Below are 14,863 nucleotides of genomic sequence, written 5' to 3'. Positions count from 1 at the left end.
ATAAATTTATATGTATGCGATGATAAAGAAGAGTACATATTGAGGCAATTTCAGAGAGCTTGTGGCTGGTGTGAACAAGTAATTGCGCAGTATGGAATGGGCTTTTGAGCACCAAACCGAACCGAAAGTAGTAGGCTTTGGCGTTATATCCAAACGTTATTATGGATTAGAGAGATTTCACAGTAGTGAAATAATTAGGGTGGTACCGCGGTCCATTCGTCCCTATAGTTTTTGGGATGAATGGGCTTTTTTGTTTGCCTTCTCTTCCCCATCACGCATTCAAATTTAGGAGGAATTACTTATGTCAGTTATCTTTTCTGGTATTCAGCCGAGTGGAACGATTACACTTGGAAACTATTTAGGAGCTATGAAGCAATTTACAGAGCTTCAAAATGAACACGACTGTTATTTCTGTATTGTAAACCAACATGCGATTACAGTACCTCAAGATCCCGTACAACTTCGTAAAAACATTCGCAGTCTTGCTGCACTTTATGTAGCATGCGGCATCGATCCTGAAAAAGCTACTTTATTTGTACAATCAGAAGTACCAGCACACGCTCAACTAGGATGGATTATGCAATCAGTTGCTTACGTTGGAGAATTAGAGCGTATGACTCAATATAAAGATAAATCTTCTGGTAGAGATTCAGTTCCAGCTGGATTACTAACGTATCCACCATTAATGGCGGCTGATATTTTACTTTACAACACTGAAATCGTACCTGTTGGTGATGATCAAAAACAACATATGGAATTAACACGCGACCTAGCAGAGCGTTTCAACAAACGCTTCCGTGAAGTGTTCACTGTTCCTGAAATTCGTATTCCAAAAGTAGGAGCTCGCGTTATGTCATTAACAGAACCTACGAAAAAAATGAGTAAATCTGATCCGAATCCAAAAGCAATGATCAGTATGCTTGATGAACCAAAAACAATTGAAAAGAAAATTAAAAGTGCTGTAACTGATTCTGAAGGTATCGTGAAATTTGATAAAGAAAACAAACCTGGAATCTCTAACTTATTAACAATCTACTCTTCATTCTCTGGAAAAACAGTTGAAGAAATAGAAGCAATGTACGAAGGAAAAGGATACGGAGACTTCAAAGGCGACCTAGCAGCAGTAGTCGTAGAAGCAATTCGTCCAATCCAAGACAAATATAACGAACTAATCAACTCACCAGAACTAGACGAAATTCTAGACAAAGGTGCCGAAAAAGCAAACCGCGTTGCATTCAAACAACTACGCAAAGTAGAAAACGCAATGGGACTAAGCAGAAAACGTAGGTAACATATAAAGCGGAGGCGACTGTTTAGCCCTGACGGCTAAGGTTCTTTCCCACAGAAGGTGCTTTTTACCTTCTCGTGGGGAAGGTTCTTAGACGCGAAGGGCTAGGAGCCGGAGCTGGATTTCTTATAAAGCGGAAGCGGCTCGCTTAGAATGTGAGGGGGATGGAGCTCCTGACGTAGAGGCGCTTTTTGCCTCGCAGGAAGGCGCGAAGCCACCGAACATTCTTGCCGCTGGAGCTAAGTTACAACAAATTAAAAAACCGCCAATTGGCGGTTTTTTTAATTTACCTTTTGCTCGTTTTCCATTTCCCATAACTTTTCAAAAAATGGCTGTCCTTTTACGAGACGCTCGCATAATTGTTCGTGCTTCTCAGACCAGCCTGTTTTCGCTTCATCATACAGTTTAGCCCAAATATCTTCAAATTCCATATGTTGAACCATTCCGTATGCTGATGGATCCCACTCTGTGAACCAATAGCGAATTTCTGCTGTGTTTTTCGTTGTATGTAATTGATCTAACGCCATAAATAATAATTGTTTCAGCTGTCTTTCTTTACGAGTTAAGCCATTCATAATGAAAGGTGATGGTGATAAAATATGATGTTCTTTTTCCATTTCTTCTACTTGGAACTCATACTTTTCTGCTTGTACGTTTTCTACCATCTCATATACCATCTGCTCTTGGCGCGGTATAAGTCTGCTCTTTCGAATTGGTACATTGTAACCAATTGTGTCAATCGCAATAATTCCTTTTCCATCTGTAACAACAAAGCAATACTCTTGCTGCAAACGTTCATGATTTTTACGAATATATGCCTTATGATGTACGTCTTCCAACAATTTTTGCGGAAGCTCTAACAATTCGTCCTCGATGTAATGATATAATGTGGCATCTACTTTTAATAATGGCACTTGATCTAATAGCTCAATCGTATCATCTTTCCGCCATTCGTAAAAATGACAAACGTTATACCCATTCTCTTCACCTTCAAACCAATTTACCCATACATCATGTAGATATAACATTCACTACCCCTCACTTCACTACTGTTTGTATCAATCATTATGTTCAATTTTTCTTAACTTTATTCCACCTAAGGAAATATATTCTAATTATTATTTTTTCTTCTATTAATACTAAAAAAAACAGGAAATAGAGCTCCTGTTTTTTATATATGAAATGTATTTGCTTTATTCAATATTTCTTTTGCATCTATAGATAATAAAGAAAGTGTATCTTCTCCTTCCAATGTCACACAATCTTTGACAATATGAAATCCAAGCGCATAGCCCAGCATCTTTGGATAAGAGTGAAATCCATTTAATAAGATGTCGTGCTCCCTTGTTCCTCGTTTTATACTTATTCTTTCATGTACAACATTTTTCCAATAATAAATAGCCTCTTCTTTTGAAAGATACGTCGTCCACGGTGCATTGTTTTTTTCTGAATATCTTTCCGTTACCGCTTGCTCAGCTAGCCCTTCCATAATCATCGTATCAAGTAATGTATATTCTGTTTCTTTCGTCTCAATTTGATGTAACCTGCATATGTGATGATATTCATGCGCCAATAACACCTTTAATTCTTCCACCGAATTCCGTCCACATACGAATAAGAAAATAACGTGACGCATAGATAATCCCGCCCTACCGTTATACTCTTCTTGTACAGTTCGATTATAGGAATCTGATAATAAAATAAAGACAGGGACATCTGGACCTTTTAACCAGGTTTTCAGTTTCTCATACTCCGTACGTAACTCTTTCCAAACTTCCTTTTCCTCTAACTCTTTTACTTCTTGTTCTCCTCGTATAACTGGGCGGTACATACCTTTAGAAATTAAAAAGCGATACAACCTGTCTTTTGGCAGCGGGATATACTTCGTAAACTTTTCACACAGCTTTTCTGGCCGTCCATAATATAGATGTAACCACTCAGCAGTTTCAACAATCCCCATCTTTATCCCTCCTTTTTCTTATGTATATGCAAAAGGAGAAAAAGACGTAAAAATAAATAAGGAGTTTTTTCGCAATATATTGCGAAAAAACTCCTTATCTCATCTATTATTTATACGATTTAAATACTAATACTGCGTTATGACCACCGAATCCTAGTGAGTTACTTAATACTGCATTTACTTCTTGTTGTCTCGCTTTATTCGGTACGTAATCTAAGTCACATTCTGGATCTGGTGTTTCATAGTTAATTGTTGGAGGGATTACTCCGTCTGTAATTGATTTAATTGAGAAGATCGCTTCAACAGCACCAGCTGCTCCTAATAAGTGACCTGTCATTGATTTCGTTGAGCTAATTGCTACTTTGTACGCATGCTCACCGAACGTTTCTTTAATTGCCATCGTTTCATACTTTTCATTCGCATCCGTACTTGTACCGTGCGCATTAATGTAATCAATATCTTCTGGCTGTAGACCTGCATCTGCTAAAGCTTGACGCATTGCACGCACGCCGCCTTCACCGCCAGGAGCCGGCATTGTAATATGGAATGCATCACCAGTTGCACCGTAACCAGCGATTTCCGCATAAATGTGAGCACCACGAGCTAATGCGTGCTCTAATTCTTCGAGAATTAAAATACCTGAACCTTCACCCATTACGAAACCACTACGGTTTTTATCAAATGGACGGCAAGCTGTTGCTGGATCTTCATTAAATGTTAATGCTTTCGCTGAACTAAATCCTGCAAATGCCATACTTGTTAACGGCGCTTCTGCTCCGCCTGTTATCATTGCATCAGCATCACCGCGTTGAATTGCTTTAAATGCATCACCAATTGAGTTTGCACCAGATGCACAAGCCGTTACAGAACAAGTGTTAATTCCTTTTGCTCCTGTTGCGATCGATACTTGACCTGCTGCCATATCTGGGATCATCATTGGTACGAAAAATGGGCTCACGCGGCGCGGACCTTTCTCAGTAAAAATCTTAAATTGTTCTTCGTATGTTTCCATACCACCAATACCAGAACCAATCCATACACCAATTCGAGGTCCGTTTTCTTCTGTAATTTCAAGCTTTGCATCTGCAACTGCCATTTTCGCTGCTGCTACTGCATATTGTGTAAAGCGATCCATACGGCGCGCTTCTTTTTTATCAATATATTTCTCGACTTCAAAGTCGTTAATTTCTGCTGCTACTTTTGCTGGAAACAGTTCCGGATCAATTCTTGTAAGTCGTCCGATTCCAGATACACCCTTTTTAATGTTTTCCCACGCTGTTTCAACATCTGTTCCGATCGGTGTAACAGCTCCTAGTCCTGTAATTACGACCCTCTTTTTCTCCATACAAAATACACTCCTTTTTTTCTCTCAGTCCTTATTTACCCCAACGAAGAGCAACTGCTCCCCATGTTAATCCGCCGCCGAAACCAACAAGTATAATTAAATCACCATCTTGAATACGTCCATTTTGCAATTCCTCTACCATTGCAATTGGAATTGAAGAAGCTGATGTATTACCAAACTTTTCAATTGTCATACTCATTTTTTCTTGTGGTAAATTTAATCTCTCTCTTGCAGATTCCATAATACGAATATTCGCTTGATGTGGTACTAAAAAATCCACATCCTCTTTCGTAAGTCCCGCTTTTTCTAACACGCGAAGACAGGAATCACCAAGTTGGCGAACAGCAAATTTAAAGACTTCTCTGCCGTTCATCATAACATACTCGTCTTGATAAAGATGCTTACCGCCGCTTCCGTCTGCTCCTAATTCGAAAGATAGAACGCCTCTTCCTTCTGAAACCGCCCCCATTACGATAGCACCGGCTCCGTCTCCAAATAGTACTGCTGTATTTCGATCATTCCAGTCTACAATTTTAGATAGTTTATCACTACCAACTACTAATACATTTTTATAAGTTCCCGTTTGAATAAATTGCTGCGCTGTAATCATTCCGTACATAAAACCAGCACACGCTGCACTTAAATCCATTGCGGCTGCGTGTTTTGCGCCAATGGCTTCTTGAATGACACAAGCTACTGCTGGGAATGCTCGATCTGGTGTTACTGTTGCCACTAAAATCAGGTCGATATCCTCTCCGCTAATCCCGGCATCTTCAAGTGCTTTTTTAGAAGCCTCTACCGCCATATATGAAGTATCTATTGTATCATCGGCAATGCGTCTTTCTGCAATTCCCGTTCTCGTACGAATCCATTCATCAGATGTATCTACGATTTTCTCTAAATCGTGATTTGTGACTACTTTTTCTGGCACATATCTTCCGATCCCTAAAATGCCCACGTTCACATCGCAGCCCTCCGTTTTATATCAATTATTATGACTTGGTACTAATTTTAAAACATAAATGTATTTTTGTCTAGAATATATTTCAGCTAAAACATAAATCCAGCATTATTCACTTTATTGTTTATTAAAAGAAACAGAAACATACCTTTCCTGTTTCTTTTGAAATATAAAAAGGCCCGAACCGCTTCTATCCACGGTTCGAGCCTCTCTTCCCTTCCAAAAAAGAAGGTTTTATTCTTTATCTGCTTTCCCAAGCTCATATGCTTCGTTCATAACTTTCATCAATAACTCTAATACTGGTTGTGCTTTCTCCATATCAAGCGCAATTCCATTCGAATCTAAGATGGCCTTTGCTTCTGGTAAATGCTTCATTGCGATTTGTAAAAATTGCATGCTTTTCTCATTCATATTATGTTCTTCCTCTCCATTAAAACTTTCACATACATAGTGTAACACGCTCGCTATCCTTCGTATAACTCTTTATATTTTTTCATATGTGCCAATTGTTTATTTAAACCGTATTCTAACGGGGTATTTCTTTTTATCGAAATAACCTCGACAGCATCATTTCGTTCTTCCTCATTCTTTTTATTCACTTTATCCGCTGCACGTAAAAGGTTCATACCTTTTTTCCATAATGACTTTTTACCACTAAGTAAATTGTATATGCCGAGATGCTCCTCGTTCATTCCATTTTCCCATAAGTATTCACATACATCTTCCACGTACAATAGATCACTTCCATTTTCCTCGCTCGCATAATGGCACTCTTTCTCATCCAGTTCTGATAAAATGAGCTGATGATACATCATAAAAGATGGTTGCCATGGCCCATATAATGTAGGAACTCGAAATACACTATATGGTGCCTCTCCTTTTTTCAATCCTTCTTCCACTTTCAAAAATAAACGTTTATTTTCAGATTCATCTGCGTTTCCTACTTCAATAGAAGAAATTAGATTTAACTTCACTTTCTGCTCTGCACACAGTCTTATAATCCGCTTTAAATACTGTAATATAACTCTTTCATTCCGAAAACCACTTTGTTGATTTGGCTCATACAAGCAAAAGTAAACCGTATCGAACTTCTCTCCTTCTACTGATCTCCATCCATCTTCATCTCTTATCGAATAATACGTAAATAACGCATTTCGTCCAATCAACAATAACTTCTCTTCATTAATTTTTTTCATATTCTCGAATTCATCAAAATCAAGACCGTACACTTCTACTTCTTCTGCAATCATTTTATTCACAAGGTGATAACCTACAAACGTAAGTGCACCTATAATTAGCACGCGCTCCATACCACCAACCCTTTCTCCTTGAAACAAATAGCTCCTCATTTATGTATATGGGAGCTTCACAATTCTTCTTCATATTTTTTAAAGAAATCAGTCGTTTGCCTAACCATTTTATATTTCACATCTTGCAGATGGAATAAGACAGAAGTATCACATTGATTGAATTGCCTCATTTTCTCATATTTACGTAACAACTGTTTTCTTCCTCTTTTTTCTTGTGTTGATACGAAAACTTTAACAGGTACACAAGACGGAAGAAGCGTAAATGATTTCTTATTTATTTTGGATTCTAATTCTTCTTCTTTGGAATCATACGCCAAACTTAATTCCTTCACTAATCTTTTGTAAAAAAACTTATGCTCTTTTTCAAACTCCACATATTCTGGTAAATCTAAACATGGATTTAACATAATGACAGAGCGTATACATTCAGGGTATTTGTTCATCATTTCAAGTGCTACAAGTGCACCCATACCATCTGCCATAATGTGCATTTTCGCATTTAATGTCTCTTTTCTCAAAACAACGTCATATAAACGTTTTGCTAGACGAACAGATTGGTCGTTTCCCCAATGTCTTCCGTATAAATTAGAGGAAAAGACCGTGTAGCCTTCCTCAATAAGGCCATGTAAAAAATAAGATCTACCTGCATGCTGTGTCCATAAACTTGTACCATTCTCAATAAAGTAGTTATAATCACCGAGAAGCATAACAGAAAATCCATTTGGCTTCTCCGGTAAATAAATGACACATGGTTCTTTTTCTAAATAAAAAAAACGTTCCGTAATACTCATTTTTCCCCCGCCTTATTTTCTAAACGTATAAAAGTACTCTTCTATAATGTATGAACGGAATGCAAATTTGCGTTGAAAAATCTACAAATATTTTTCTATATTCTTTTTTCAATTGTGTTACAATAAGGACAGATTGAACGAATAGAGGTGTAAAATATGCGTTTCATTTGGGCATTAATTTGGTCGTTCGCGCTTGTACATATGATGAGCTACGTAATCGGCTCTATGACTGGCGGTACATACGATTTTAACCAAGCGTCTATTTTCTCAGTTGTTCTTGCGGTATTAGTACTAGCAATTTCAGCTACAATTCCAAACGAGCCAGTAGAACAACACTAAAAAAAGAGTCCGGATTTTATCCGAACTCTTTTTTATTTTACTTTACATGAACGACTAATTCGTTATTTTCTACATCAACAACTACGTGACTGTTATCAGTAATTGTTCCTGCAATTAATTCTCTCGCTAATTTCGTCTCAACTTGACGCTGTACATATCGTTTTAATGGACGAGCTCCGTACATCGGATCAAAGCCAGCTTCTACAACAAATTCTCTCGCTGCGTCTGTTAATTCTACTGTAATATGACGGTCAGCTAAACGACCTTGTAATTCTTTTACAATTTTATCAACAATACCTTTAATTTCATTCGTTGTAAGAGGTTTGAATAAAATAATTTCATCGACACGATTTAAAAACTCTGGTCGGAAATGTCCTCTTAATTGCCCCATTACAAGTTCTCTTGATTCCTCTTTAATTGAGCCATCTGCTTCTAATCCATCTAACAAATGAGCAGATCCAATATTTGAAGTCATAATAATAACCGTGTTTTTAAAGTCTACTGTACGTCCTTGAGAATCTGTAATGCGTCCATCATCTAACATTTGTAATAAAATGTTGAATACTTCTGGATGTGCTTTTTCGATTTCGTCTAACAAAATAACTGAATACGGTTTACGTCTTACCGCTTCTGTTAATTGACCGCCCTCTTCATATCCAACATATCCAGGAGGCGCACCAATTAAGCGTGACACAGCATGTTTCTCCATATACTCAGACATGTCGATACGAATCATTTGCTCTTCACTATCGAATAAAGACTGCGCTAACGTTTTTGCAAGTTCTGTTTTACCAACACCTGTCGGTCCTAAGAAGATGAAGGAACCAATTGGACGGTTCGGGTCTTTAATACCAGCGCGTGCACGAAGAACTGCGTCTGATACTAAGCTTACCGCTTCCTCTTGTCCGATGACACGCTCTGATAAAATTTGCTCTAAGCGTAGTAATTTCTCGCGTTCACCTTCAACGAGTTTTGCGACAGGAATACCAGTCCAGCGTGAAACAATATCAGCAATCTCTTCTTCACTTACTTCCTCACGTAATAAGCGATTCTCTTGTTTATTATGTGCACCCATTTCTTCTGCTTCTTTTAACTCTTTTTCAATTGCAGGAATTTTCCCGTGACGAAGTTCCGCTGCTTTATTTAAATCGTAATTACCTTCTGCTTCTTCTAATTCACGGCGCAGACGCTCTAAATGTTCACGTAAGTCACGCACTTTATGAATATCTTCTTTTTCTTTTTCCCATTTCGCTCTCATACCACTTGCAACTTCTTTTAAATCCGATAATTCACGTTGCAACGTTTTCAGGCGCTCTTGGCTACCAAAGTCCTTCTCTTTTCCAAGAGCCGCTTCTTCAATTTCCAGCTGCATAATGCGGCGCGTTACTTCATCTAATTCTGTTGGCATAGAATCAATCTCTGTTCGAATTGTTGCACACGCTTCGTCAACAAGATCGATCGCTTTATCTGGTAAGAAACGATCCGAAATATATCGATCTGATAAAACGGATGCTGCTACAATCGCGCGGTCATGAATATTTACACCATGATAAATTTCAAAACGCTCTTTTAAACCACGTAAAATGGAAATTGTATCTTCAACAGTTGGTTCTTCTGCTAATACTTGTTGGAAACGTCTTTCTAGTGCTGGATCTTTCTCAATATATTTACGATACTCATCTAACGTTGTCGCCCCGATACAATGCAGTTCACCACGCGCAAGCATCGGTTTTAACATATTTCCTGCGTCCATCGCACCTTCTGTTTTACCAGCACCGACGATTGTGTGAAGTTCATCAATGAATAATAAAATGCGACCTTCACTCTTTTTAATTTCATTTAATACAGCTTGCAGACGCTCTTCAAACTCACCACGGAATTTCGCTCCAGCTACAAGCGCACTCATATCTAATGCGAAGATTGTTCTATCTTTTAATCCTTCTGGTACATCCTTCTTCACAATACGCTGTGCTAATCCTTCAACGATTGCTGTTTTACCAACACCGGGTTCACCAATTAAAACCGGGTTGTTTTTCGTTTTACGTGAAAGAATGCGGATTACACGTCGAATTTCACTATCGCGACCGATAACAGGATCAATTTTCCCTGCTCTCACTTCCGCCACTAAATCACGACCATATTTTTCCAACGCTTCATAAGTTGCTTCTGGATTTTGACTAGTCACTCTTTGATTCCCCCGAACTGTCATTAAAGACTGTAATAAGTTATCTTTCGTAATGTGAAATCTTGTAAGTAATTGATTTATATCGCCTTTTTCTTCTGAAAAAGCAAGCAATACATGTTCAACTGAAATGTAGTCATCTTGCAATTTCTCTGCTTCTTTTCCTGCTCTTACAAGTAGTTGTTGCAGAGCACCTGTTATATATAATTTTCCTACTTCTGCACCGCTTCCCGTTACAGAAGGTTTTTTCTTAATTAAACTTTCGGCGCCTTGCTTTAACGCTTCTATATCGACATTCATTTTTTGAAAAATACGCACTGCTAATCCATCTTGCTCTTCTAATAATGTAAACAAGAGATGAACAGTATCTACTTCTTGATGATGATGAGATACCGCTAAAGATTGGGCACTCATAATCGCCTCTTGTGTTTTTGTTGTCATTTGATTTAAGTCCATCTTTACAGTCCTCCAAATGTTTGACTTTCTTTGACCTTTGATTTGATTATACGCCAACTGACTTTTTTATACAATAATTTTGCTTATGTATTTTCAAACTTATTATTGGAAAAAGAAAAAGGGAACATTCATTATACAACTGAAAAAATATACGCAATGCGTAACGACAAAAAAGCCGCAATAATGATTGCGGCTCCTGTTACGGTTTTCTTTTATATGTCCACTGACGGTTATGATTCGCGTTATCTGGAAACTTTTCACCCGCAGTTAATTTCACCATTTGCGGATCTTTTACCATACTTCCTGTTTCACCAATTTCTACGTAAATACCATCGTTTGGCGCTTTTTGTCCAGAACGAAACCTGCGATTTTGTCCCATTTCCATTCTCCTTCCATGACGTCTTTGCCTCATTAGTATATCCATTTTAAAAGAAAGCTTTTCTGTCATGTTTAGGAAACAAGTACTACATTTCGTTCTTGTACATATACATGAATGACACAAGCTTAGGAAGGGATTTCTTTCCTATTTGCAGAAAAAAAAGAAACCAACCTACTATAGGCTAGCTTCAAAGGAGAGTCAAACATATACGAGAAGATTACATGTTCATTATAAGCCTCATCATACGAGCAATGTAACCCTTTTCACAATTTGTACATAATGAAAGAAACATTGTTTGAACTTTCTAAAAAGACGTTGACTTTTCTTAATTTCCAGCGAGAAATAGTAGACACCGCAGTACTTTGCGACGTAAGATGGATATATAGTGAACTTTCCATCTTTGGTTTTCTCACCCAGTTTAACCTCTTATTTCTGCATATTAAAAACGGAAATACAGATAGAAAAAAAAATATTATAAGAGGTGAAATTATGAATAAACAGCATTTAATCGCATTAGACTTAGACGGCACTTTATTAACAGACAACAAAATAATTTCCACTCGAACAAAACATACAATTGCAAAAGCAAAGGAGCAAGGACATATTGTCGTTATTTCAACGGGACGTCCCTTCCGTGCTAGTTTTGATTACTACAAAGAACTCGGTCTTAATACACCAATCGTAAACTTTAATGGTGCTTACGTACATCATCCTCTTGATTCAAAGTGGGGAACACATCACTCTCCTCTTGAGCTAGCAACAGCCCAAGAAATTGTCCGAGCTTGCTTTGATTTTGGTGTAAAAAATATATATGCTGAAGTAATGGACGATGTGTATGTTCGTGAAATTGATGAAGATAAAAAACATATTTTCGAATTCGGTTCTCCAAAGATTTTTACAGGAGACTTATTAAATATTTTAAACGATCATCCAACCTGCTTATTAATTGACGCACATGACGAGCATTCCAGTGCAATTCGTCAACATTTAACTGATATGCATGCTGAAGTAATCGACCATAGAAAATGGGGCGCACCTTGGCCGATTATTGAAATCGTGAAAAGTGGGTTAAATAAAGCTGTCGGATTACAAAAAATTTCTAGTCATTACAACATTCCACAAGAGCGAATTATCGCTTTCGGTGATGAAGATAACGACTTTGAAATGATTGAATTTGCTGGTCACGGCATCGCAATGGGTAATGCAATTCCTGAATTAAAATCACTCGCAAATCATACGACATTAACGAATGAAGAAGATGGTATTGCGCTATATTTAGAAGAGGTTCTTGGATTATAATCTAAAAATTCCCTGCTTATAGTTTCTCGCCAAACGCTCATACTATTATTAGACGCAAAAGTCAGCGCGTCGATTGTTTTCAGCTAAATAAAGGGGGTTTTTCGAATGGGTAAAAAGAACAAATCAAAACGTTTTATCCAACAAGGAGCCGATGCTGTTATGAAGCATGATGCAAGATTCCCGTACCGTGGTACATTAGCTGAGGCAGAAAAAGCGAGAAGTAACTCTTCTTTTGGAGGGGTTTAAATGGGGAACTTACTATTCCAACAAGCTAGAGATGCCGTTGCAAATGCCGTCACTTGTTCAAGCGGTACTGAGCAACAAGATCTCGTATATAGAGCAAAAAACGCTTTGCACTCTGCTTATGCAAACTCTTCAACAGCTGAAAAAGTTCAGCTACGTGAAATGCAGGAGCAGTTGCAAAATATTACGAATTTACATTAAAAAAGAGGACCAGCTTTGGTCCTCTTTAATCTTTTCGAAACAAACCAAACACTCCGACCGTCTGTAATACGTTTGTAAATGCACCTGGGTCCACTTGCCTAATAACCCTTTCTAATTCATATAACTCATAACGCGTAATAACAATCATTAACATTTCCTTATTTTCATTTGTATAAGCGCCTGTTGCTGGTATAGTTGTAATCCCCCTCACTAAGCGTGAATGAATTGCCTTTCGTACATCTGTCCCATTCTTCGTAACAATTAGTGCTGTAATTTTCACATGACGTGTATGAATCGCATCAATAATTCGCGTTGACACATACAAAGTCACCAAAGTATATAATGCTTTTTCCCATCCATACACATAGCCAGCCGCAATAATGATAAGTGCATTAAAGAAGAAAAAATACGTACCGACAGGCTTATCTTTAATCTTTGATAAAATCATGGCGATAATATCTAAACCACCTGTAGAAGCCCCCCACTTCAACGCAATCCCTACCCCAATCGCTGAAATAATCCCACCAAAAATCGCATTTAATATAATATCGTTCGAAACCGCTCTAACCGGGATAATTTCTAGAAACAAAGTCATAAATATCACGCAAAGAAAACTAAAGAAAGTAAAGGCCTTCCCAACCTTTTTCCATGCTAAAATAACGACGGGAATATTAAACAAACTAAACAATACCCCCGTTGATATGTGAATAGATAAAAAGTCCCCTAATATTTGTGATAACAATTGAGACAATCCAGCAAAGCCACTCGCGTACACTTTCGCTGGCGTTAAAAATAAATTCATTCCAATCGCGTTTAACAAACCTGCGACAATTACAACGATTAACTTCTTTATAAGTTCGGTATAATTCAACTTCAAATCCATTTCTAATCCACCTTTATTATTCATGAATGCACTGCTATACATAGTCTTTACGAAAAAGGAAATGATAAACGTACAACGGTTAGAAATGGAGTTGATACATATGCCACATACGAGTGATAACGACAAAAAAGCACGCGATAATAATGCAAAGCGTACACAAAAAAATGAGCAAGAACAAAAAAATATTCAGCAAGGTAAGCGTGCCTATTCTAAAAAGACTGATCACCTTTGATCCCATCGTACATCAACAATATTGTTGATGTACTTTTTTTACATTTTACAGGGAAAAAACATTAAAAATTCACTTCATGTTCACTTCTATATTCTACAATAGCGATAACATATTCGGATGAGGTGTTGGCATGAGAGGGAAACACATTTTCATTATTACTGCACTAATAAGTATATTAATGCTAGCTGCTTGTGGACAAAAAAACAGCTCAGCTACAGTCGCTACAGCAACAGATTCAACCATTAAGAAGAGCGACTTCGAAAAACAGTTGAAAGATCGTTACGGAAAAGACATGCTATACGAAATGATGGCACAAGACGTTATCACGAAAAAATATAAAGTATCTGACGATGATGTAGATAAAGAAGTACAAAAAGCGAAAAATCAATATGGAGATCAATTCACAGCAGTACTCGAAAACAATCGTTTAAAAGATGAAGCTGATTTCAAAAATCAAATTAAGTTCAAACTTGCTATGAATGAAGCAATTAAGAAAAGTGTTACAGAAAAAGACGTGAAAGACCACTATAAACCAGAAATTAAAGCGAGTCATATTTTAGTAAGTGACGAAAATGAAGCGAAAGAAATAAAGAAAAAATTAGATGCTGGCGCTTCATTTGAAGAATTAGCAAAACAAGAATCGCAAGATCTACTATCAAAAGATAAAGGTGGAGACCTTGGATACTTCAATTCAGGCAGAATGGCGCCTGAATTTGAAACAGCTGCCTATAAACTAAAAGTCGGACAAATTAGCAATCCCGTTAAATCACCAAACGGTTATCATATTATTAAATTAACTGATAAAAAAGATTTACAACCTTACGATGAAGTGAAAGACTCCATCCGTAAAAACTTAGAAGCAGAACGTATTGCCGACCCTACATTCAGTCATAAGTTAATACAAAAGGAATTAAAAAAGGCAAATATTAAAATAAATGATAGTGACTTGGAAGATACGTTTACTCTTGCACATGAGCAAGGGAATTAAAAAAGC

Annotated in this window: 17 protein-coding genes and 1 other annotated feature; of the genes, 7 read left to right on the top strand and 10 right to left on the bottom strand. The window is 37.4% G+C overall.

What is annotated here, in order from left to right; genetic code table 11:
- The first annotated feature begins 10 nt into the window (after positions 1-10).
- Positions 11-227 (top strand) — a binding site (T-box leader).
- A gap of 74 nt (positions 228-301) precedes the next feature.
- A complete protein-coding gene (gene trpS, locus ACU8YW_RS06065; protein WP_000110998.1) occupies positions 302-1,291 on the top strand; it encodes a tryptophan--tRNA ligase in 990 nt (329 codons plus the stop codon).
- Positions 1,292-1,569: 278 nt separating this feature from the next.
- Here trpS and ACU8YW_RS06060 read toward each other — a convergent pair whose 3' ends face one another.
- The 7 genes from ACU8YW_RS06060 to ACU8YW_RS06030 form a co-directional block, all read right to left on the bottom strand.
- Positions 1,570-2,316 (bottom strand): YjbA family protein, encoded by a 747-nt coding sequence (locus ACU8YW_RS06060; protein WP_000966116.1) that lies wholly within the window; start codon positions 2,314-2,316, stop codon positions 1,570-1,572.
- Between the two features lie 143 nt (positions 2,317-2,459).
- Positions 2,460-3,248, bottom strand: a complete 789-nt coding sequence (locus ACU8YW_RS06055; RefSeq protein ID WP_088062463.1) for a DUF2268 domain-containing putative Zn-dependent protease — start codon at positions 3,246-3,248, stop codon at positions 2,460-2,462.
- Positions 3,249-3,354: 106 nt separating this feature from the next.
- On the bottom strand, positions 3,355-4,593 hold the full coding sequence (gene fabF / locus ACU8YW_RS06050; RefSeq protein ID WP_000412643.1) for a beta-ketoacyl-ACP synthase II: 1,239 nt from the start codon (positions 4,591-4,593) through the stop codon (positions 3,355-3,357).
- A 31-nt stretch (positions 4,594-4,624) separates the two neighbouring features.
- The gene (fabH, locus tag ACU8YW_RS06045; RefSeq protein WP_001100551.1) at positions 4,625-5,557 is read right to left on the bottom strand and encodes a beta-ketoacyl-ACP synthase III; all 933 of its coding nucleotides are present in this window, start codon (positions 5,555-5,557) and stop codon (positions 4,625-4,627) included.
- Between the two features lie 231 nt (positions 5,558-5,788).
- Positions 5,789-5,965, bottom strand: a complete 177-nt coding sequence (locus tag ACU8YW_RS06040; RefSeq protein ID WP_001003337.1) for a ComZ family protein — start codon at positions 5,963-5,965, stop codon at positions 5,789-5,791.
- A gap of 53 nt (positions 5,966-6,018) precedes the next feature.
- Complete coding sequence (locus ACU8YW_RS06035; protein WP_137013517.1) at positions 6,019-6,891, bottom strand: NAD-dependent epimerase/dehydratase family protein; 873 nt, start codon at positions 6,889-6,891, stop codon at positions 6,019-6,021.
- 29 nt (positions 6,892-6,920) lie between these two features.
- Positions 6,921-7,655 carry a lipase family protein gene (locus tag ACU8YW_RS06030; RefSeq protein WP_048545174.1) on the bottom strand — a complete coding sequence of 245 codons (735 nt, stop codon included), beginning with the start codon at positions 7,653-7,655 and terminating at the stop codon, positions 6,921-6,923.
- A gap of 156 nt (positions 7,656-7,811) precedes the next feature.
- Here ACU8YW_RS06030 and ACU8YW_RS06025 point away from each other — a divergent pair, with 156 nt between their 5' ends.
- Positions 7,812-7,994, top strand: a complete 183-nt coding sequence (locus ACU8YW_RS06025; protein WP_001211113.1) for a YjzD family protein — start codon at positions 7,812-7,814, stop codon at positions 7,992-7,994.
- Between the two features lie 37 nt (positions 7,995-8,031).
- Here the strand turns inward: ACU8YW_RS06025 and clpB are convergent, their stop codons facing one another.
- Together clpB and ACU8YW_RS06015 are read right to left on the bottom strand one after the other, a co-directional pair.
- Positions 8,032-10,632, bottom strand: a complete 2,601-nt coding sequence (gene clpB / locus ACU8YW_RS06020; protein WP_048545176.1) for an ATP-dependent chaperone ClpB — start codon at positions 10,630-10,632, stop codon at positions 8,032-8,034.
- A gap of 199 nt (positions 10,633-10,831) precedes the next feature.
- Complete coding sequence (locus tag ACU8YW_RS06015; protein ID WP_000531420.1) at positions 10,832-11,011, bottom strand: YjzC family protein; 180 nt, start codon at positions 11,009-11,011, stop codon at positions 10,832-10,834.
- 489 nt (positions 11,012-11,500) lie between these two features.
- On the opposite strand from ACU8YW_RS06015, the gene ACU8YW_RS06010 reads away from it, so the two are divergent.
- The 3 genes from ACU8YW_RS06010 (at position 11,501) to ACU8YW_RS06000 (ending at position 12,754) form a co-directional block, all read left to right on the top strand.
- Positions 11,501-12,310, top strand: coding sequence for a Cof-type HAD-IIB family hydrolase (locus tag ACU8YW_RS06010; protein ID WP_048545178.1), 810 nt, complete (start codon positions 11,501-11,503; stop codon positions 12,308-12,310).
- A gap of 105 nt (positions 12,311-12,415) precedes the next feature.
- On the top strand, positions 12,416-12,556 hold the full coding sequence (locus ACU8YW_RS06005; RefSeq protein ID WP_000516816.1) for a hypothetical protein: 141 nt from the start codon (positions 12,416-12,418) through the stop codon (positions 12,554-12,556).
- On the top strand, positions 12,557-12,754 hold the full coding sequence (locus ACU8YW_RS06000) for a DUF3813 domain-containing protein (RefSeq protein WP_046957006.1): 198 nt from the start codon (positions 12,557-12,559) through the stop codon (positions 12,752-12,754).
- A 25-nt stretch (positions 12,755-12,779) separates the two neighbouring features.
- Here the strand turns inward: ACU8YW_RS06000 and ACU8YW_RS05995 are convergent, their stop codons facing one another.
- A complete protein-coding gene (locus ACU8YW_RS05995; RefSeq protein ID WP_060489317.1) occupies positions 12,780-13,637 on the bottom strand; it encodes a YitT family protein in 858 nt (285 codons plus the stop codon).
- 100 nt (positions 13,638-13,737) lie between these two features.
- On the opposite strand from ACU8YW_RS05995, the gene ACU8YW_RS05990 reads away from it, so the two are divergent.
- Entirely contained in the window at positions 13,738-13,869 is a 132-nt protein-coding gene (locus ACU8YW_RS05990; RefSeq protein WP_001120851.1) for a DUF3941 domain-containing protein, read from the top strand.
- Positions 13,870-13,999: 130 nt separating this feature from the next.
- Positions 14,000-14,857, top strand: a complete 858-nt coding sequence (prsA, locus tag ACU8YW_RS05985) for a peptidylprolyl isomerase PrsA (protein ID WP_060489315.1) — start codon at positions 14,000-14,002, stop codon at positions 14,855-14,857.
- Positions 14,858-14,863 lie beyond the last annotated feature (6 nt).

This window comes from Bacillus pretiosus (genome assembly GCF_052947655.1).
The sequence above is the reverse complement of the archived record's forward strand: the minus strand, read 5'-3'. Positions and strand labels throughout refer to the sequence as shown.

What these genes read in the sequence shown, in the direction of transcription:
- ACU8YW_RS05995 (WP_060489317.1), bottom strand. Translation starts at nt 13,637, where the DNA reads ATGGATTTGAAGTTGAATTATACCGAACTTATAAAGAAGTTAATCGTT.
- prsA (WP_060489315.1), top strand. Translation starts at nt 14,000, where the DNA reads ATGAGAGGGAAACACATTTTCATTATTACTGCACTAATAAGTATATTA.
- ACU8YW_RS06030 (WP_048545174.1), bottom strand. Translation starts at nt 7,655, where the DNA reads ATGAGTATTACGGAACGTTTTTTTTATTTAGAAAAAGAACCATGTGTC.
- trpS (WP_000110998.1), top strand. Translation starts at nt 302, where the DNA reads ATGTCAGTTATCTTTTCTGGTATTCAGCCGAGTGGAACGATTACACTT.
- ACU8YW_RS06015 (WP_000531420.1), bottom strand. Translation starts at nt 11,011, where the DNA reads ATGGGACAAAATCGCAGGTTTCGTTCTGGACAAAAAGCGCCAAACGAT.
- ACU8YW_RS06040 (WP_001003337.1), bottom strand. Translation starts at nt 5,965, where the DNA reads ATGAATGAGAAAAGCATGCAATTTTTACAAATCGCAATGAAGCATTTA.
- ACU8YW_RS05990 (WP_001120851.1), top strand. Translation starts at nt 13,738, where the DNA reads ATGCCACATACGAGTGATAACGACAAAAAAGCACGCGATAATAATGCA.
- ACU8YW_RS06055 (WP_088062463.1), bottom strand. Translation starts at nt 3,248, where the DNA reads ATGGGGATTGTTGAAACTGCTGAGTGGTTACATCTATATTATGGACGG.
- ACU8YW_RS06010 (WP_048545178.1), top strand. Translation starts at nt 11,501, where the DNA reads ATGAATAAACAGCATTTAATCGCATTAGACTTAGACGGCACTTTATTA.
- clpB (WP_048545176.1), bottom strand. Translation starts at nt 10,632, where the DNA reads ATGGACTTAAATCAAATGACAACAAAAACACAAGAGGCGATTATGAGT.
- ACU8YW_RS06000 (WP_046957006.1), top strand. Translation starts at nt 12,557, where the DNA reads ATGGGGAACTTACTATTCCAACAAGCTAGAGATGCCGTTGCAAATGCC.
- fabF (WP_000412643.1), bottom strand. Translation starts at nt 4,593, where the DNA reads ATGGAGAAAAAGAGGGTCGTAATTACAGGACTAGGAGCTGTTACACCG.
- ACU8YW_RS06005 (WP_000516816.1), top strand. Translation starts at nt 12,416, where the DNA reads ATGGGTAAAAAGAACAAATCAAAACGTTTTATCCAACAAGGAGCCGAT.
- ACU8YW_RS06060 (WP_000966116.1), bottom strand. Translation starts at nt 2,316, where the DNA reads ATGTTATATCTACATGATGTATGGGTAAATTGGTTTGAAGGTGAAGAG.
- ACU8YW_RS06025 (WP_001211113.1), top strand. Translation starts at nt 7,812, where the DNA reads ATGCGTTTCATTTGGGCATTAATTTGGTCGTTCGCGCTTGTACATATG.